The following is an 18228-nucleotide window of genomic DNA, read 5'->3' as shown; positions in this document are numbered from 1 at the left end:
GCATATAATTATTTAATCGAAAGATGCGAGCTTATACGTGTCATCATCCGCTTTTTCATATCGTAAGGTATTTGTTTTTATCATTTCATTTCCGTCTTGATCTTGAGATTTAATAGAAATTTTTACCACATAAACCGTCTCAACTCCTTCTGTATTAGATTCTTCTTCAGTCACCTCAATGTTCTCATTGTTAAAAGTAGTTCCCTCAGGTAAGTTCATTTGTTTTTTAACTTCTTGAACAGCCATATCGCGGACAGTTTCTGTATCTTTTTTGTCACTTGCACAAGCAAATAACAAAGTTGAAAATAATAAAATTGCAAATCGTTTCATAAAATGTAAATTTTGGTTGACCATAAAGATAGTTGAAGTTAAAGCCTATTTTCTAAAAATTATGTGAAAAAACTAAGTGCTCTTTTCTTATTTTTTAAAATAAATCACAACAATCTGTATCTTTGCATCAAATTTTACAGAGAATGAATATTGAACAAATTTACACTGGATGTCTTTCGCAAGGCGCTTATTATATTGAAAGTGAAGGCGAGGTAGCAATTATAGATCCTTTGCGAGAAACGCACCCATATACAGAAAGAGCAGAACGTGATAATGCCAAGATTAAATATATTTTTGAAACCCATTTTCACGCTGATTTTGTAAGCGGGCATCTTTCACTTTCTGAAAAAACTGGAGCCCCAATAATATTTGGTCCAAACGCTAATCCCTCTTTTAATGCTACGATAGCTAACGATAAACAGGAGTTTAAAGTAGGAAAACTAACCATAATTGCTTTGCACACTCCAGGACATACCATGGAAAGCACAACCTATTTGCTTCGTGATGAAAGAGGTAAGGATCAAGCTATTTTTAGTGGTGATACTTTGTTTTTAGGTGATGTGGGTAGACCCGATTTGGCCCAAAAAGCAGCTACTATGACGCAAGATGAACTTGCAGGTATTTTATACGATAGCCTTCGCGAAAAAATAATGCCATTAGCCGATGACGTTACCGTTTATCCGGCACACGGTGCGGGTTCTGCCTGTGGAAAAAATATGATGAAAGAAACCGTAGATACGCTAGGCAATCAAAAAAAGATGAATTATGCATTACGGGAAGATATGACTCGTGATGAGTTTATACAAGAAGTTACCGATGGTCTTTTACCACCACCAAGTTATTTCCCTTTAAATGTAAAAATGAATAAAGAGGGGTATGATAGTTTTGATGAAGTGATAACTCGCGGAACAAAAGCATTAAGCCCACAAGAGTTTGAAACTGCGGCAAACACAACTGGAGCGGTGATGTTAGATGTGCGTCATCAAAAAGATTTTATTAAAGGTCATGTTCCAAAATCTATCTTTATTGGCTTAGATGGCGGATTTGCCCCGTGGGTGGGTGATTTAATTGCCGATGTACAACAACCTATTTTGTTGATTGTTGACGAAGGACGGGAAGAAGAAGCCGTGATGCGATTATCGAGAGTTGGTTTTGACAATACCTTGGGGTATTTAAAAGGAGGAATTGAAGCTTGGCAACAAGCTGATAAAGAAGTTGACAGCATGCAATCAGTTTCTGCTACCGTATTAAAGGAAAAAATAAAAGAACACGTTCCTGTTTTTGATGTTCGTAAAGATGGAGAGTATAGCTCTGCTCATATTCCTAATGCCAAGCATACATCATTAAGTCTTATAAATGAATACTTAAGTGATTATCCTACTAAGGAACCCTTTTATGTACATTGTGCAGGAGGGTACCGTTCGGTAATTGCTGCTTCTATTTTAAAAAGTAGAGGAATACACAACGTAATTGATGTTGCAGGAGGATTTAAAGCTATAAAAGAAGCAGATATTGAAATAACGGCTTAAGTACGGTCAAAAATGAAATAATAAAAACCCTGAAGTGGAGGTACTTCAGGGTTTCTTCTTGCTATTCATCTTCCTTTTTCATTAATTCATATTCTCAGCAAGATCTTCAAGGTTTTTCACTTTTGCTACTGTACCTTTAATTTCAGATAGTTGGTTATTTAAGACGGTTTGTAACTTTGGTGGAAAACGGTTTTCATTTAGCGTTTCTTCATATTCTTCCATACTCGCTTTTTCACCTCGAATACATTCTTCCAAAACTGCTTCATCATCTTTTCCAGTAAATGCAGTTTTTATATCAATCCAAGTTCGATGTAAATCTCCTGTAGTACTTCCATCTTCAGTAGGCTTTTCATTTAAAGAACGTATTTCATTATCTAATTTTGTGGCGAATTTATTGCGTTGTCGAGCTTGTTGTCCTAGAAAACGCTTTAAATTACTATCCTTTGCATCTTCCATAGCTTTAGTAAATCCTTTTTCTGCATCATAATTTTTCTTCAGTAGTCCCTGTAGGTTATTCACTAAATCTTTATGTACTGTTTCCTTTGCTTGTTCTCTTGTGGTTTTCATAGTGTTCTCTTTTTTTTGAAATTATATAATAAAAGTACAATCTATTTTAGAAGAAATTTCTTAGTATTTTGCCAATTGAGAATGCTTTAACAAAGGGTGTTAATGAATTATAATTATTTTGATTTCAGCAGATTACTGATTATATTTAAGTGAATAAAAATTGTACAGTTATGGAAAATGATAAGAAAAATAATTCAGAAAAACAGAAACAAAGCATAGAAGAGCAAGCCATAAATAAAAAAGGAGAAGAGGCTGATGGGAAAGAGATAAATCATCAAGTTAAACAACGGAAAGAGCAGCATCAACCTCGTGATACTGCATAAAAACAATTTAAAATGAGAAAGCCCCGCAATTATATTGCGGGGCTTTCTTTTTTGATCGAAGTCTGCTATCAACAGACTGGAGCAAAAAAAGATTATTTACGCGAGATCACTTTCTTTGCAGCTTTTATAATGGCATTGGCATTTAAACCATATTTTTCCATTAATTGCTCAGGCGTTCCAGATTCTCCAAAGGTATCTTGCGTCGCCACAAACTCTTGTGGAGTTGGGGCATTTTTGGCTAATACTCGGGAAACACTCTCACCAAGACCACCTAAATAGTTGTGTTCTTCTGCGGTAACAATGCACCCTGTTTTAACAACGCTATCAAGTATCGCTTTATTGTCCAAAGGCTTAATTGTGTGTATGTTAATTACTTCGGCACTAATGCCTTCTTCATGTAATTTTTCGGCAGCTTGGAGTGCTTCCCACACCAAATGACCCGTTGCTACTAAAGTTACATCGGTTCCTTCTTGTAAATGAACAGCTTTACCAATCTCAAAATTCTGATTTTCAGGAGTGAAGTTTGCTACTTTTGGTCTTCCAAAACGAAGATACATAGGTCCTTGGTGTTCCGCTACGGCCAAGGTTGCAGCTTTCGTTTGGTTGTAGTCACATGTATTGATTACGGTCATTCCTGGAAGCATTTTCATCAACCCTAAATCTTCAAGAATTTGATGTGTTGCTCCATCTTCACCTAAGGTAACACCAGCGTGAGAGGCACATATTTTTACGTTTTTACCACTATAAGCAATACTTTGGCGTATTTGATCGTACACGCGACCTGTAGAGAAGTTAGCAAAAGTACCTGTAAAAGGTATTTTTCCACCAATGGTCATCCCGGCTGCCATACCCATCATGTTTGCTTCGGCAATTCCAACTTGATAAAAGCGTTCTGGATGGTTTTCTTTAAATTCATCCATTTTTAGAGAACCGGTCAAGTCTGCACATAGTGCGACTACATTTTCATTGGTTTTTCCAAGTTCTGTTAATCCTGCGCCAAAACCGGATCTTGTATCTTTTTTTCCGCTGTCTGTATATTTTTTCATTGTATTACTTTTCAGAATTAATAATCACCCAGCGTTTCCGGGTTCTGTGATAATGCTTTTTCTAATTGCTCGTCATTTGGAGCTTTTCCGTGCCAAGCATGCGTGTGCATCATAAAATCAACACCGTTCCCCATTACAGTGTGCAACAACACACAGACAGGTTTTCCGTTTCCAGTTTTTGCTTTGGCTTTTTTCATTCCTTCAAGTACAGCAGAAAGGTTGTTTCCTTCTTTAATTTCTAGAACGTCCCAGCCAAATGCTTCAAATTTTTCTTTTACGTTTCCTAACGGAAGTACATTTTGAGTTGCACCGTCAATTTGTTGACCGTTTAAATCAATAGAAACAATTAGATTGTCCACTTTGTTTCCGGCAGCGTACATAATGGCTTCCCAATTTTGGCCTTCTTGTAATTCGCCGTCGCCACAAAGGGTGTAGACTATGTGGTTGTCCTTATTTAATTTTTTTGCTTCCGCAGCGCCGATAGATACGGAAATTCCTTGTCCTAACGATCCTGAAGCTACACGTATTCCTGGTAAACCTTCATGAGTAGTTGGATGCCCTTGTAAGCGAGAATCAATATGTCTGAAGGTTTTTAATTCTTCTACAGGAAAATATCCCGAACGCGCTAAAACACTATAAAAAACCGGTGAAATATGACCGTTTGATAGAAAGAAAAGGTCTTCCCCAATTCCGTCCATATTGAAGTCATCTTTGCGTTCCATTAATTCTTGATACAAAGCGACGAAAAATTCAGTACAGCCTAAAGAACCACCTGGATGCCCCGAATTTACTGCGTGTACTTGCCTTAAAATATCCCTGCGAACTTGAACTACTAAATCCTCAAGGTGTTGTAAATCTGCCATTTGTGTTGTTTTGTTTTTCAGAATCAAAAATACAGTATTCTTAGAGCTAGGCAAAACTAAATTAGGGCAGTTATCAACGATTTAATGGAAGTTATTAAGGTTACAGTTTTTTAATTATTTTCTAAAATTTTCTTTTCCGAAAAAGGGAGGCTATGTATCTAAACAAATCCTATTATCTTTGCAGCTGTTTGCCAATTCTGGCATATTTCAGAAAAACCTTACATGCAATTTAATTTAGAAAAAACCGATCCCGAAAGCCAAGCCCGCGCTGGGACTATAACACTGGATCACGGCCCCGTTGAAACGCCAATTTTTATGCCAGTAGGCACCGTTGGAACAGTTAAAGGTGTACACCAACGTGAGCTTTCACAAGATATAAACCCTGATATTATTTTAGGAAACACCTATCATTTATACTTACGTCCACAGACTGATATACTTGAAAAAGCGGGGGGTATTCATAAATTTATGAATTGGGACCGAAATATCTTGACCGATAGTGGCGGATATCAAGTGTATTCCCTTTCAGCAAATAGAAAAATTAAAGAAGAAGGTGTTAAGTTTAAGTCGCATATTGACGGTAGCATGCATTTTTTTACACCTGAAAACGTGATGGAAATCCAACGAACTATTGGAGCCGACATTATCATGGCCTTTGATGAATGTACACCGTATCCTTGTGATTATAAATATGCCAAACGCTCTATGCATATGACGCATCGTTGGCTAGATCGATGTATTTCGCATTTAGAGAAGACACCTTTAAAATATGATTACAACCAAACATTTTTTCCCATTGTTCAAGGAAGCACATACAAAGATCTCAGGAAACAATCTGCAGAGTACATAGCATCTGTAGGAGCAGCAGGAAATGCAATTGGTGGTTTGTCTGTGGGGGAACCAGCGGAAGAGATGTATGCTATGACCGAAGTGGTCACCGATATACTTCCTGAAGATAAACCTCGTTACTTAATGGGAGTAGGAACACCTATTAATTTATTAGAGAATATTGCTTTAGGGATTGATATGTTTGATTGTGTAATGCCTACTAGAAATGGTCGTAACGGTATGCTTTTTACGGCACATGGCTCAATTAACATTAAAAACAAAAAGTGGGAAGACGATTTTTCACCCATTGACGATATGGATATTACGTGGGTAGATACTGCCTATAGCAAGGCGTATGTTCGCCACCTATTTAAGGTAAAAGAACTTTTGGGTATGCAAATTGCAACCATCCATAATCTCGGTTTTTATTTATGGTTGGTTCGTGAAGCGAGAAAGCATATCTTAGCCGGAGATTTCACTTCTTGGAAAAATAAGATGGTTAAACAAATGGATAAACGCCTTTAATGTTAAGTATACTCGATAAATATATTCTGAAGCGATACTTAGGAACATTTTTACTGTTGCTTCTTTTATTTATTCCTATCGGGATAACAGTCAATCTTGCTGAAAAGATTGATAAAATGCTCGAAAATGAGGTGCCTTTTATCGAAATAGCAAAGTATTATTTAGACTTTACCATTTATTTTGCAAACTTGTTGTTTCCCTTGTTTTTGTTTTTGTCGGTAATTTGGTTTACATCAAAATTAGCAAATAACACAGAGATCATTGCTTTTTTAAGTAGTGGGGTTTCCTATTATCGTTTTTTGCGCCCTTATATGATTGGAGCTACAATTGTTTGTATTGGCGCTTTGGTGTTAGGTATGTATTTAGCGCCCATGGCCAGTAAAGGATTTAATGAGTTTAAGTACAAATACCTTAAGAAAGGAACTCAAGATAGGGCACAATCTAATGTGTTTAGACAAATAAATGATAACGATTATATTTACGTAAGCTACTTTAATGTAAAGGAAAAAAGAGGAAATAACTTTACCTTAGAGCATTTCGAGGATAATGAAATGAAGTACAAAATTTCAGCAAGTAGTATAAAGTATAATGAAAAAGATAGCTCTTACACACTCTACAACTATAAAAAACGAATTGTAGGTCAAAACAATGACCAACTTTTGAAAGAAACAAAGCTAGACACAACGTTTTCCTTTGAAATGGAAGATTTAACACCAGTAGAATATATTGCAGAAACACTAAATTTCACAGAACTTAACGACTTTATACAACGGGAAAAAGCAAAAGGTTCCTCTTACATAAATAGGTACGAAGTGGTACGCTATAAACGCTGGAGTTTACCAGTTTCTGCATATATCTTAACCATTATTGCAGTTGCAGTATCATCGGTAAAACGCCGTGGTGGAATGGGGGTCAACCTTGCCATTGGTATTGGTATTGGTATGACCTTTATCTTTTTCGATAAGATATTTGGGACGATGGCTGAGCAAAGTACTTTTTCACCTTTTATAGCTACGTGGTTTCCTAATTTTGTATTTGGTATCTTAGCTATTTACCTTCTTAGAAATGCCAAACGCTAAATTACTCAACTACCTCCATTTACACGGGATTATTTTTATTTGGGGTTTTACAGCGGTGCTGGGAGCTTTAATTTCCATCGATGCCATTCCGTTGGTTTGGTTTAGAATGTTATTGGCTTCAGGGTTTATTTTGTTGTTTGTTCTACTTAAGAAAGAAAAACTACGCTTTTCAGGTAAAACCCTTTCACGCTTTTTTCTTGCCGGCTTTATTATTGCGCTGCATTGGTTGTGTTTTTTTGGAGCTATAAAAGAATCGAATGTTTCAGTTACGTTGGCAATTATGTCCACAGGAGCTTTTTTTGCATCCCTATTGGAGCCGCTTTTCTACAGAAGAAAAATAATCGGGTACGAAGTGTTCTTCGGACTTATAGTAATCGGTGGTTTATATCTAATATTTAATGTAGAAACTGATTATATCTGGGGAATTGGCCTAGCCCTAGCTTCATCATTCTTAGGAGCTGTATTTACCATTATTAATGGGGCATTGGTAGTAAAACATAAAGCTTCGGTTATTTCATTATACGAATTGTTTTTCGGAGGATTATGTATTACGGCCTATTTAGCTTTTCAGGGAAAAATTACATCAGAATTATTTCAACTCTCAACAAACGATTGGCTTTTACTACTGCTTTTAGCCTCAGTTTGCACCGCATATGCCTTTTTGGCTTCGGTACACGTAATGAAATGGATAAGTCCTTATACTGTAATGCTGACGGTAAACCTAGAGCCTGTATACGGAATTATCTTGGCATTGCTTATTTTAGGCGATTCAGAACATATGAATACAGAGTTCTATTATGGAGCTGTCATTATTATAGTAACAGTTATCGCAAACGGAATAATTAAAAATAGATTGCAAAGAAAAAAAAGAGGATTGCCTAATACCTAGAAACAAAATTTTATCTTTGTGAGCTAAGCAAAAAACTACAATCTAAAGATACTATGGAATATCTTGAATTTGAATTACCTATAAAGGATTTACAGGAACAGTACGAGAAAGCTTGCCAAATTGGAACTGACAGCGAAGTAGATGTTACCAATACCTGTAAGCAGATTGAGAAAAAATTAAAGGAAACCAAGAAGGAAGTATATAAAAACTTAACTCCGTGGCAACGTGTTCAGTTGTCTCGTCACCCCAATCGTCCCTATACTATGGATTATGTTAAATCCATTTGTGGGGATTCTTTTTTAGAACTTCACGGCGATCGTAACTTTAAAGACGATAAAGCCATGGTAGGCGGTCTTGGTAAAATTGGCGATCAAAGCTATATGTTTATTGGGCAACAAAAAGGGTATAACACCAAAACGCGACAATACCGTAATTTTGGGATGGCAAGTCCTGAAGGATATCGTAAAGCCTTGCGCTTAATGAAATCTGCCGAAAAATTTGGTCTTCCGGTAGTTACGTTTATCGATACGCCAGGAGCCTATCCAGGATTAGAAGCTGAAGAACGCGGACAAGGGGAAGCCATTGCTCGTAATATTATGGAAATGACTCGCCTTAAAGTGCCAATTATAGTAATTGTGATTGGAGAAGGAGCCAGTGGTGGAGCTTTAGGAATAGGTGTTGGTGATCGGGTTATGATGCTCGAAAACTCATGGTATTCTGTAATTTCACCCGAAAACTGCTCTTCTATATTATGGAGAAGTTGGGATCACAAAGAACAAGCTGCCGAGGCATTAAACCTAACAGCAAAGGATGCTAAAAGATTAAAAGTAATCGATACTATTATTAAAGAACCACTAGGCGGAGCGCATAGCGATCGAGAAAAAACTTTTTCTACCGTCTCTAAGACCATTTCAAAAGTATATGATGAATTAAAAATCTTATCACCAACCGATTTGGTTAATCTTAGAATGGAAAAATATTCCGAGATGGGAGTCTTTAAAGGCTAACTTCAATTATAGCAACCCTTTCAAAAATCCGGAGGTTCGTCTTCGGTTTTTTTTGTACCTTATTAACAATAATTTTAAGTTATCAACAGTTCAAATGTTGACGACTGGTTAACATCGAAACTTTTAATACGCCTGTTTCAGTTAACATTTTCTTTACATTCGCCTTATGGAAAAAGTACAACAGCAAAATCAATATAAAACGAAGTCTTCCCAAGTAATTTCGTTGGAAAAGGGGAAATTGCCTCCGCAAGCTATTGATTTAGAACAAGTTGTACTTGGAGCGATGATGATCGATAAAAAAGGTGTCGATGAGGTGATTGATATTTTACACGCCGATGTGTTTTATAAAGATGCCCACAAACACATCTTTGAAGCCATTCATACACTCTTTGAAAACAGTGAACCGGTAGACTTATTAACCGTTTCGTCCCAATTAAAAAAGGACGCAACGCTCGAAGTTGCGGGAGGCGAATTTTACTTGGTTCAATTGACCCAAAAAGTGTCATCTTCGGCACATATTGAGTTTCATGCGCGTATCATTCTTCAGAAATTCATTCAACGGAGTTTGATTAAAATTTCAAATGAAATCATTGAAGATTCGTATGACGAAACTACCGATGTTTTTGATTTGTTGGACACGGCCGAATCCAAATTATACGAAATTACCCAAGGAAACATAAAACGTTCTTCGGAAACAGCGCAGCAATTAGTAATTCAAGCGAAGAAAAAAATTGAAGAAATTGCCAATAGAGAAGGTCTATCTGGTATTCCTTCCGGTTTTGAAGATATTGATAAACTAACCTCCGGTTGGCAACCCAGTGATTTAATCATTATTGCCGCGCGTCCAGGTATGGGTAAAACGGCCTTGACCTTGTCTATGGCGCGAAATATTGCGGTAGATCATAATATTCCAGTGGCATTCTTTTCTTTGGAAATGTCCTCGGTACAGTTAATCACGCGATTGATTTCTTCGGAAACGCAATTAAGCTCCGAAAAACTACGTACCGGAAACTTAGAAAAACACGAGTGGGAACAGTTAAACGTGAAAGTAAAAGGGCTGGAAAAAGCGCCTTTATTTATTGATGATACACCATCGCTTTCCATTTTCGATTTACGGGCGAAAGCTAGACGCTTATCCTCACAACACGGCATAAAATTGATTATGGTCGATTACCTACAATTAATGACAGCAGGAGGAAACAAAAACGGCGGAAACCGGGAACAAGAAATTTCGACTATTTCCCGAAACCTAAAAGCATTAGCAAAAGAACTAAATGTTCCGGTAATTGCCTTATCACAATTATCACGTGCGGTGGAAACGCGTGGCGGAAGCAAACGACCGTTACTTTCTGACCTTCGTGAATCTGGTGCGATTGAGCAAGATGCCGATATTGTATCGTTTATTTACCGTCCCGAATACTACAAAATTGATGAATGGGACGATGAGGAGCGTACACCAACGCAAGGACAAGGAGAATTTATTGTGGCCAAACACCGTAATGGTGGTCTGGACGAAATACGCTTGCGTTTTGTGGGGCATTTAGGACGTTTCGAAAACTTAGAGCGTTTTGACATCCCAAGTGAAATCCATTCCCGTATGAACGATGCCGCCAATGACGATACCTTTAGAACCGATAGTCTGCCTTCTGCAGATGAAGCTTTTGGTAGCTCCATGAACAACGACCTACCGCCCGATGATGATAATGAGGTGCCTTTTTAGAAGAGGCTGGTTGTTGGGTATATACATTTTAGACACGAGATCAATAAAATGTCGATTGAAAATAAAACTTGGCGAAAATACGAAAGACAAATTCATCAAGAATTAGTTTCAGTATTTACTGATTGTGAATTTGAATTTGATGACCGTATATTTGGAAAACACAGCAGAACTGATAGACAAATTGATATTTCAATACGAGGAAGAATAGGAGGGAATAAAATTCTCGGAATAATTGACTGCAAACATTTCTCGACAAATATTGATGTAATAATTATAGAAAGTTTTCTTGGAATGTTAGAAGATACAAAAGCTAACTTTGGATTAATAATTACTAACAAAGGATATAGTCTAGCAGCCAAAAATCGTGCAAATATTCGGAACTTAAGACTTGATATTATTGAGTTTGATGAGTTGAATAAAATTAAGCTAACTTTTGATTACTTGGTAAATCAAAAAATAAAAAACCTAGAGTTATCAAAATACGAGTTTTTTAAGCGAGGAAAAGAGAACTCTGGTTATTTCGATTCAAGTAAATCAAATTACAATAAAAGACTTGTAATATTTAAAGAGGGTTTTGCAAATACAGAATACTATGTTTTCAAAAAAACTATAAAAGAAAGTGTTCGATTATTTAGAGATTTTTCTGATTTAGAAACTCTAACATTAAGAATACCTTTAAATAATGACGGAGAAAAATATATATACACTTCAACAATAAATAGGGCCGATTTAGAAAAATTTTTAAACCTAAACTTTAACTATCTACGAGATGATATTAAATTGTGGAGAGCTGATTTTCTGGAAAATGGTAATTATACTGAACAGTCAGTTTATGATTTTGCAAAAGAAAATATTACCTCGCTAAAATATACTGACTACAATAAAGAGTTATAAAACTCATCCTTGATATGATAATATCCTTGCTGACAAGTGACACAATTAATATAACCAACTTTTGCAAGAAATTAGAAAAGAAATTATTTAGTGATATTTAAAAATAATTTTAAAACTTCTCCAAAATACTTAAAACCTCTTTTTTATAACTTTTACTAATCATCAACACTGCATTATTAATACTAATTTCTTTATTGGTAAACGAGGCGGTATTTTTTAAGGCTATACTGGATGTATTCTAAAAAGTTTAAATAGAAGTTAGATCAATTACTGTAGGCATTTTTAATGATTAAATGCATCTTAAATGGTACTACTAGTTAATATCTAATTTTAGAAAATTTCCTTGAACTCAATATGGCTCGAATTTTGTCGTTATATTAGCATTATGACGAAATTTATTACCTTATTATTTATTCTTTTCTTTTCCCTAAATGCTTCAGCATCCTATATATTAGTCCCGATGGATGTGGATGGGCAGAAGGAACACCTAAAAGCCTACGGAATTACGTATTGGACATTAGAACGCCAAGTCAAAGTAAAGTGGTTGCTTAACTACCGCGGTGGCTCTTTTTTAATGCCGAATTCCGAAGAAATTCAAAAGGAATGTCAAATTAGAGGTGTTTCTTTCGAAGTTATTTCTGACAGTAAGACCGAAGAAATACTGACGATGATAAGTAGTCCTTCACAAAACATGGAAGCTGTGGTGTTAGAAAAAGCACCTAAAATTGCCGTGTATTCCCCAAAAGGAAATCAACCGTGGGACGATGCCGTAACCATGGTATTGACCTATGCAGAAATTCCGTATGAAGTAGTATACGATACAGAAGTATTGAGTGATCAGCTTATTTTATACGATTGGTTGCACTTACATCACGAAGATTTTACGGGTCAATATGGTAAATTCTACAGAGCGTATCGTGCTGCTCCTTGGTATATTGAAGAAAAACAAAAATCTGAAGCCTTGGCTAAAGAACTAGGCTATAATAAAGTTTCAGAAGAAAAAGGAGACGTTGCCTTAAAAATAAGAGATTATGTAGTTGGGGGTGGTTTTATGTTTGCGATGTGTAGTGCTACCGACAGCTTTGATATTGCTCTTTCGGCAGAAGGAGTTGATATTTGTGAACCTATGTTTGATGGTGACCCTAGTGAGCCTGGTTATCAAAGTAAAATAGATTACAGCAAAACCATGGCGTTCACCAATTTTATATTAGAACGCAGCCCTATGGTTTATGAGTTTTCATCTATCGATATGACAGCAAAAAGGAGAATACCAAAAGAAACCGATTATTTTACGTTAATGGATTATTCGGCCAAATGGGATCCGATACCTACAATGTTGGTGCAGAATCATACTTCGTTAGTAAAAGGATTTATGGGACAAACAACTTCGTATAAAAGAGATGAAGTAAAATCGAACGTATTGGTAATGGGTGAAAACAAAACCAATGGAGAAGCGCGTTATATTCACGGTATAAAAGGTAAAGGATTCTTTACATTCTATGGAGGTCACGACCCAGAGGATTATCAGCATAGAGTAGGAGACGCCAAAACAGAATTGGCATTGCATCCTAATTCTCCGGGATATCGTTTGATATTAAACAACGTATTGTTTCCGGCGGCTAAAAAGAAAAAGCAGAAGACGTAAAAAGTCGTAAACGATTAAGATTTAAAATCCCTACGTATAAAGATACAAGTTGGCAAAATTAAAACACACATTGTGAAAAAAAGAAAACTCATTTCGTTAGTGCTTTTGATTATTGCCTTTGTAATGAGCATTAGTTTTATTTTAAAAATCGAGTTTCCGCAAGGTTTTGACACCTATTTTAAAAGAGAATACTACAACCAATATGGTCCCTTGGCAATAGGTATTGAATTCCTTATCGCAAGTTATTACTTGCTCGTTGCACATAAAAAAACAAATTTTGCTTTAGCTCTTTTTGGCTTTACAGCATTATTAGATCCCTTTTTTGATCAGATTGGTCTTTTCGAAAGCATAGTACCTTTATATGGAACAATTATTTTTTCTATTTGTGCATTGTTTTGTCTATGGCTCGCCTTTAAAAATATCTTTACGTTAAAACGTATTTCATTTATAGCTGCCTTCGCAAGTTTTATTCTAGGTTGTTTTGTTGAGTTATTCTTCAACTATCCTTAATAGAGCTTTTGCAATAACCTGTATAGCCCAAACCTGTTAGCACACTGAAATTTATTTATCTTCAAATGAATTCTGAGTAACTCAATCTAATCGAAAGACAACATGCGATTTCTCCTGTCGTTGAAATGACCGTCGCTTTAAAGGATATAACAAAAAAAGCCACTCAATTTGAGTGGCTCTTCCCGTATAGTGAAATAAATACTAGTTTATTAATTTATTTTACTTTCTCAACAATTGCTTTGAAAGCTTCAGGATGGTTCATTGCTAAATCTGCAAGTACCTTACGGTTCAATCCGATTTCGTTAGCTTTTAACTGTCCCATAAATTTTGAATAAGACATCCCATGCTGGCGTGCACCTGCATTAATACGTGTGATCCAAAGGGATCTAAAATTTCTCTTTTTTGCACGACGGTCGCGGTACGAATACTGCATTGCTTTATCAACAGCATTCTTAGCTATCGTCCATACATTTTTACGTCTTCCAAAGTAACCTTTGGCGTGCTTCATTACCTTTTTTCTTCTGGCTCTTGAAGCAACTGAATTTACTGATCTTGGCATAATTTTAATTGTTTTTTGTAGCAGGCGGTCATTTTGACACTTTGGTTACATTAAGTAGCCGTACTCCAGGGTTTAAATAATTTGTTTTAACCGGGTTAAGCGGTTTACTTCATACGAAGCATTTGCTTAACATTGCTCTCATCTGCTTTATCTACTAAACCATCATGAGTCAATTTAAGCTTACGTTTTTTAGACTTCTTTGTTAAGATATGACTTTTAAACGCGTGCTTTCTTTTAATTTTACCAGTACCGGTAACCTTAAAACGTTTTTTGGCACTAGATTTTGTCTTTTGTTTTGGCATGTCTGCTTCTTTTAACTATTTATTTCACTTTATTTTCAACGCTGTTTCACACAAAAAACCAACACATTTTACTGTCTTGGTCGCTGAGTGATGTCGAAGCGCATTATTTTAATTTCTTAGTAGGAGCAAGGAACATAATCATTCGTTTCCCCTCTAGTTTTGGCATTTGTTCTACTTTACCAACTTCTTCTAGATCTTGGGCAAGACGTAATAAAAGTATTTCTCCTTTATCCTTATATATGATGGACCGTCCTTTGAAAAAGACATATGCCTTTAGTTTCGCTCCATCTTTTAAAAACTTCTCAGCATGATTCTTCTTAAATTCGTAATCGTGATCGTCGGTATTTGGACCGAAACGAATCTCTTTTACAACAACTTTTGAAGCTTTTGCTTTTAAAGCTTTTTCTCTCTTTTTTTGCTCGTAGACAAATTTCTTGTAGTCCATCACTTTACAAACAGGAGGCTTGGCGTCAGGAGAAATCTCTACTAAATCCAATTCCATCTCTTGTGCAATTTCCAATGCTTTGCTGGTTGGATAAACATCCATTTCTACATTGTCTCCTACAAGACGTACTTCGTCTGCCCGAATTTTTTTATTAATTCGGTGTTGATCTTCTTTTATGACCCTTCTTGGGCCTCTACTTCTTTTTCTTCGTATTGCTATGGCTGTATATTTTATTAAGGTTAAACATTAAAATCTACAATATTATTTTCAATTTCCTTGTTAATTAATTCAGAAAATTCTTCGATGGTCATATTTCCTATATCTCCGTCGCTATGTTTCCGTACAGAAACTGTACCATCTTTTTCTTCCTGCTCACCAACAATGAGCATATACGGTATTTTGTTCATCTCAGATTCCCGAATTTTCTTACCAATGGTTTCACTTCGGTTATCGACAAGGGCGCGAATTTCGTTATTTTCAAGCGAATTTAAAACTTTTTGAGCGTATTTTTCATATTTTTCACTCAATGATAATATAGCAACTTGTTCTGGCATAAGCCATAAAGGGAAGTTACCCCCTGTATGCTCTAGTAAAATAGCTATAAATCGTTCCATACTACCAAATGGTGCACGGTGAATCATAACAGGTCTGTGTAGCTCGTTATCACTACCTTTATAGGTTAATTCAAAGCGCTCTGGTAAGTTGTAATCCACCTGTATAGTACCTAGTTGCCAGCTTCTTCCTAAGGCATCTTTCACCATAAAGTCTAATTTAGGACCGTAAAAAGCAGCTTCTCCAGTTTCCACTTTATAATCTAAGCCTTTTTCTTTTGCAGCATTTAGGATTGCATTTTCAGCTTTCTCCCAATTTTCAAGAGCACCTATATATTTTTCTGGTTTTTCAGGATCGCGTAGCGATACTTGTGCTGTAAAGTTTTCAAACCCTAGCGAGCCAAAAACATATAAGACAAGGTCTATTACCTTTTTAAATTCATCATCCAATTGATCGGGCGTACAAAATATATGTGCATCATCTTGTGTAAACCCACGTACGCGAGTTAAACCGTGTAATTCGCCGCTTTGTTCATAGCGATACACTGTTCCAAACTCAGCAAAACGCTTTGGTAAATCTTTATAAGACCAAGGTTTGCTGTTGTATATCTCACAGTGATGTGGGCAGTTCATCGGTTTTAATAAAAACTCCTCATCATCGTTCGGTGTTTTTATAGGTTGAAAACTATCTTCTCCATATTTTGCGTAATGACCAGAAGTTACATAAAGCTCTTTCTGTCCAATGTGTGGCGAAACCACCATTTCATAACCCGCTTTTTTCTGAGCTTTTTTAAGGAAGTTCTCTAGGCGTTCTCTAAGAGCAGCTCCTTTAGGAAGCCATAATGGCAAACCTTGACCTACTTTTTGTGAAAACGTAAACAATTCAAGTTCTTTCCCAAGTTTCCTATGGTCTCTCTTTTTGGCCTCTTCTAATAAAGCAAGATACTCCTTCAGTTCTTTTTGCTTCGGGAAAGTAACACCGTAAATACGCGTTAACTGCGTGTTATTTTCGTCACCGCGCCAATATGCACCGGCAATACTCATCAACTTTACGGCTTTCACAATACCAGTATTGGGTATATGGCCTCCACGGCATAGATCAGTAAAGGTGTCATGGTCACAAAAAGTGATGGTGCCATCTTCAAGGTTTTCAATTAATTCAACCTTATATTCGTTGTGTTGTTTTTTATAGTAATCTAGCGCATCAGCTTTACTAGATTCCCGCATAGAAAACTCATGTTTTCCACGGGCAATTTCTAACATCTTCTTTTCGATGATAGGTAGATCTTTTTCCGAAACAGTATGCTCGCCAAAATCTACGTCATAATAAAACCCAGTATCGATAGCTGGACCGATTGTTAATTTAGCACCAGGATATAATTCTTCCAATGCTTGTGCAAGAATATGGGCAGAAGAATGCCAAAAGGCTTTTTTTCCTTCATCATCTCGCCACGTATATAAAACAAGACTACCATCTTCAGTAAGTGGCGTACTAGTTTCTAGAGTTTCTTTATTAAAGGAAGCCGAAATTACATTTCTGGCCAATCCTTCGCTTATGCTTTTTGCTACATCCATAGCAGTAATGCCAGCTTCAAATTCTTTTACACTTCCATCCGGTAAGGTAATGCGTATCATAGTAGAGTAATTTAATAAGTAGCAAAGATACTACTGTTTTAAAAGTCTCACAATATACAAGGGTTTAGTTTTACTTGAAAACAATCAATATGTTATAAATGCTTTATAACCGCCAAATAGTATAATCGATTTATGTATAGCAAGAAGGGACAATATGGGTCTATTCTTAGTCTCAGATCTAATATCTATTAACGATCTGTGCTGAGCTTGTCGAAGTAAGCAGTTTCATCTCTATCATGTGGGCGTTCCCATTTCTTGTAGAAAAAGCAAGAAATGGGCGGGCTTTCGTCAGTCGCTTTTTTAAAGCTGTGGCGCTTTAAAAAGAGCTCCAACAAAGACTCAATCCCTAACGCAAAGTAAAACGGTTAAAAATTGTATATATATTAAGGTATAAAAGGTGTTTAAAAAGTCTTAGATTAATTTATAGATTAAAATAAAACAAATCAACTACTTAGCTATATAGGTTAAAAAAACTTTAAAAAAAGGCTATGTTTTATTTGCAGGAGTAGAAAAGCAATGTATCTTTGCACCCGCTTACAAAAACAACGTAAGGCGTTTTATAAAGCGAATAACGATCTTTAAAATATTTCAAATAAACTTTTAAAAAAGGTTGCCAGATTTAAAAAGTGTTGTACATTTGCATCCGCTTAGAGAAACAATGAAAATTGAATCAAAAAGCAGCAAAATACGCTCTTAAAAAAATCTAAAAATTATTTTTAAAAAGTGTTGCAGGGTTTAAAAAGTATTGTACTTTTGCATCCGCTTAACGAAGCAATAAAAATTGAATCGAAAAGCATCAAAACGCTCTTAAAAAAAAGTTTTAAAAAACTTCAAAAAAGTTTTGGTAGAGTAAAATAAATGGTTGTATATTTGCAGCCGCTTACAACGGTAAGCAAGTTCTTAAACAGGCGAAAGGAGTAATGATTACGGTGGTTCAAGTCCACTGCGTCTAACAAAATAAGGCTTAAGATTTAAGTCGAG

Annotated in this window: 18 protein-coding genes; 10 read left to right on the top strand and 8 right to left on the bottom strand. The window is 36.0% G+C overall.

From position 1 onward, the window contains the following. Positions 1-12: 12 nt before the first annotated feature. Positions 13-330, bottom strand: a complete 318-nt coding sequence (locus DZ858_RS14820; protein ID WP_117160473.1) for a hypothetical protein — start codon at positions 328-330, stop codon at positions 13-15. A gap of 143 nt (positions 331-473) precedes the next feature. Between DZ858_RS14820 and DZ858_RS14815 the strand changes: the two genes are divergently transcribed. After that, positions 474-1859, top strand: a complete 1386-nt coding sequence (locus DZ858_RS14815) for an MBL fold metallo-hydrolase (RefSeq protein ID WP_117160472.1) — start codon at positions 474-476, stop codon at positions 1857-1859. A gap of 81 nt (positions 1860-1940) precedes the next feature. Here the strand turns inward: DZ858_RS14815 and DZ858_RS14810 are convergent, their stop codons facing one another. Further along, positions 1941-2426, bottom strand: coding sequence for a ferritin-like domain-containing protein (locus DZ858_RS14810; protein ID WP_117160471.1), 486 nt, complete (start codon positions 2424-2426; stop codon positions 1941-1943). A 170-nt stretch (positions 2427-2596) separates the two neighbouring features. Here DZ858_RS14810 and DZ858_RS15225 point away from each other — a divergent pair, with 170 nt between their 5' ends. Continuing rightward, a complete protein-coding gene (locus tag DZ858_RS15225; RefSeq protein WP_168926328.1) occupies positions 2597-2749 on the top strand; it encodes a hypothetical protein in 153 nt (50 codons plus the stop codon). Between the two features lie 92 nt (positions 2750-2841). On the opposite strand, the gene DZ858_RS14805 is transcribed toward DZ858_RS15225, so the two are convergent. Together DZ858_RS14805 and DZ858_RS14800 are read right to left on the bottom strand one after the other, a co-directional pair. Continuing rightward, a complete protein-coding gene (locus tag DZ858_RS14805; RefSeq protein WP_117160470.1) occupies positions 2842-3795 on the bottom strand; it encodes a transketolase family protein in 954 nt (317 codons plus the stop codon). Between the two features lie 17 nt (positions 3796-3812). Then, positions 3813-4658 (bottom strand): transketolase, encoded by an 846-nt coding sequence (locus tag DZ858_RS14800; RefSeq protein WP_117160518.1) that lies wholly within the window; start codon positions 4656-4658, stop codon positions 3813-3815. A gap of 222 nt (positions 4659-4880) precedes the next feature. Between DZ858_RS14800 and tgt the strand changes: the two genes are divergently transcribed. The 8 genes from tgt to DZ858_RS14760 all read left to right on the top strand — a co-directional run bounded on the left by tgt (position 4881) and on the right by DZ858_RS14760 (position 13755). Next, positions 4881-6011: a tRNA guanosine(34) transglycosylase Tgt gene (gene tgt / locus DZ858_RS14795; protein WP_117160469.1), complete on the top strand. Its 1131-nt coding sequence runs from the start codon at positions 4881-4883 to the stop codon at positions 6009-6011. After that, positions 6011-7090, top strand: coding sequence for an LptF/LptG family permease (locus tag DZ858_RS14790; RefSeq protein ID WP_117160468.1), 1080 nt, complete (start codon positions 6011-6013; stop codon positions 7088-7090). Before tgt ends, DZ858_RS14790 begins: the two co-directional genes overlap by 1 nt. Next, positions 7077-7979, top strand: a complete 903-nt coding sequence (locus tag DZ858_RS14785) for a DMT family transporter (RefSeq protein WP_117160467.1) — start codon at positions 7077-7079, stop codon at positions 7977-7979. The genes DZ858_RS14790 and DZ858_RS14785 overlap by 14 nt, the downstream gene beginning before the upstream one ends. A 53-nt stretch (positions 7980-8032) precedes the next feature. Further along, entirely contained in the window at positions 8033-8986 is a 954-nt protein-coding gene (locus tag DZ858_RS14780; RefSeq protein WP_117160466.1) for an acetyl-CoA carboxylase carboxyltransferase subunit alpha, read from the top strand. A gap of 166 nt (positions 8987-9152) precedes the next feature. Continuing rightward, the gene (dnaB, locus tag DZ858_RS14775; protein ID WP_117160465.1) at positions 9153-10706 is read left to right on the top strand and encodes a replicative DNA helicase; all 1554 of its coding nucleotides are present in this window, start codon (positions 9153-9155) and stop codon (positions 10704-10706) included. Between the two features lie 48 nt (positions 10707-10754). Then, entirely contained in the window at positions 10755-11600 is an 846-nt protein-coding gene (locus DZ858_RS14770; protein WP_117160464.1) for a restriction endonuclease, read from the top strand. 385 nt (positions 11601-11985) lie between these two features. Continuing rightward, positions 11986-13245, top strand: a complete 1260-nt coding sequence (locus DZ858_RS14765) for an asparagine synthetase B (protein ID WP_117160463.1) — start codon at positions 11986-11988, stop codon at positions 13243-13245. Positions 13246-13317: 72 nt separating this feature from the next. Beyond that, the gene (locus DZ858_RS14760) at positions 13318-13755 is read left to right on the top strand and encodes a hypothetical protein (protein ID WP_117160462.1); all 438 of its coding nucleotides are present in this window, start codon (positions 13318-13320) and stop codon (positions 13753-13755) included. A gap of 214 nt (positions 13756-13969) precedes the next feature. Here DZ858_RS14760 and rplT read toward each other — a convergent pair whose 3' ends face one another. The 4 genes from rplT to thrS all read right to left on the bottom strand — a co-directional run bounded on the left by rplT (position 13970) and on the right by thrS (position 17247). After that, the gene (rplT, locus tag DZ858_RS14755) at positions 13970-14314 is read right to left on the bottom strand and encodes a 50S ribosomal protein L20 (RefSeq protein ID WP_117160461.1); all 345 of its coding nucleotides are present in this window, start codon (positions 14312-14314) and stop codon (positions 13970-13972) included. A 104-nt stretch (positions 14315-14418) separates the two neighbouring features. Then, positions 14419-14616, bottom strand: coding sequence for a 50S ribosomal protein L35 (gene rpmI / locus DZ858_RS14750; RefSeq protein ID WP_117160460.1), 198 nt, complete (start codon positions 14614-14616; stop codon positions 14419-14421). 103 nt (positions 14617-14719) lie between these two features. Then, positions 14720-15238, bottom strand: a complete 519-nt coding sequence (infC, locus tag DZ858_RS14745; protein WP_262511344.1) for a translation initiation factor IF-3 — start codon at positions 15236-15238, stop codon at positions 14720-14722. A 62-nt stretch (positions 15239-15300) separates the two neighbouring features. Beyond that, on the bottom strand, positions 15301-17247 hold the full coding sequence (thrS, locus tag DZ858_RS14740) for a threonine--tRNA ligase (RefSeq protein WP_117160458.1): 1947 nt from the start codon (positions 17245-17247) through the stop codon (positions 15301-15303). Positions 17248-18228 lie beyond the last annotated feature (981 nt).

Source organism: Marixanthomonas ophiurae (assembly GCF_003413745.1).
In the GTDB taxonomy this organism is placed as follows: domain Bacteria; phylum Bacteroidota; class Bacteroidia; order Flavobacteriales; family Flavobacteriaceae; genus Marixanthomonas; species Marixanthomonas ophiurae.
Note: the sequence above shows the minus strand (reverse complement) of the source record. Positions and strands in the feature narration are given on the sequence as shown.

Excerpts from the sequence above, each read along its gene's own strand:
- DZ858_RS14810 (WP_117160471.1), bottom strand. The coding sequence starts at position 2,426 with ATGAAAACCACAAGAGAACAAGCAAAGGAAACAGTACATAAAGATTTA.
- rpmI (WP_117160460.1), bottom strand. The coding sequence starts at position 14,616 with ATGCCAAAACAAAAGACAAAATCTAGTGCCAAAAAACGTTTTAAGGTT.
- DZ858_RS14820 (WP_117160473.1), bottom strand. The coding sequence starts at position 330 with ATGAAACGATTTGCAATTTTATTATTTTCAACTTTGTTATTTGCTTGT.
- DZ858_RS14805 (WP_117160470.1), bottom strand. The coding sequence starts at position 3,795 with ATGAAAAAATATACAGACAGCGGAAAAAAAGATACAAGATCCGGTTTT.
- DZ858_RS14800 (WP_117160518.1), bottom strand. The coding sequence starts at position 4,658 with ATGGCAGATTTACAACACCTTGAGGATTTAGTAGTTCAAGTTCGCAGG.
- DZ858_RS14815 (WP_117160472.1), top strand. The coding sequence starts at position 474 with ATGAATATTGAACAAATTTACACTGGATGTCTTTCGCAAGGCGCTTAT.
- DZ858_RS15225 (WP_168926328.1), top strand. The coding sequence starts at position 2,597 with ATGGAAAATGATAAGAAAAATAATTCAGAAAAACAGAAACAAAGCATA.
- DZ858_RS14770 (WP_117160464.1), top strand. The coding sequence starts at position 10,755 with ATGTCGATTGAAAATAAAACTTGGCGAAAATACGAAAGACAAATTCAT.
- dnaB (WP_117160465.1), top strand. The coding sequence starts at position 9,153 with ATGGAAAAAGTACAACAGCAAAATCAATATAAAACGAAGTCTTCCCAA.
- DZ858_RS14790 (WP_117160468.1), top strand. The coding sequence starts at position 6,011 with ATGTTAAGTATACTCGATAAATATATTCTGAAGCGATACTTAGGAACA.
- thrS (WP_117160458.1), bottom strand. The coding sequence starts at position 17,247 with ATGATACGCATTACCTTACCGGATGGAAGTGTAAAAGAATTTGAAGCT.
- DZ858_RS14765 (WP_117160463.1), top strand. The coding sequence starts at position 11,986 with ATGACGAAATTTATTACCTTATTATTTATTCTTTTCTTTTCCCTAAAT.
- DZ858_RS14780 (WP_117160466.1), top strand. The coding sequence starts at position 8,033 with ATGGAATATCTTGAATTTGAATTACCTATAAAGGATTTACAGGAACAG.
- rplT (WP_117160461.1), bottom strand. The coding sequence starts at position 14,314 with ATGCCAAGATCAGTAAATTCAGTTGCTTCAAGAGCCAGAAGAAAAAAG.
- tgt (WP_117160469.1), top strand. The coding sequence starts at position 4,881 with ATGCAATTTAATTTAGAAAAAACCGATCCCGAAAGCCAAGCCCGCGCT.
- DZ858_RS14785 (WP_117160467.1), top strand. The coding sequence starts at position 7,077 with ATGCCAAACGCTAAATTACTCAACTACCTCCATTTACACGGGATTATT.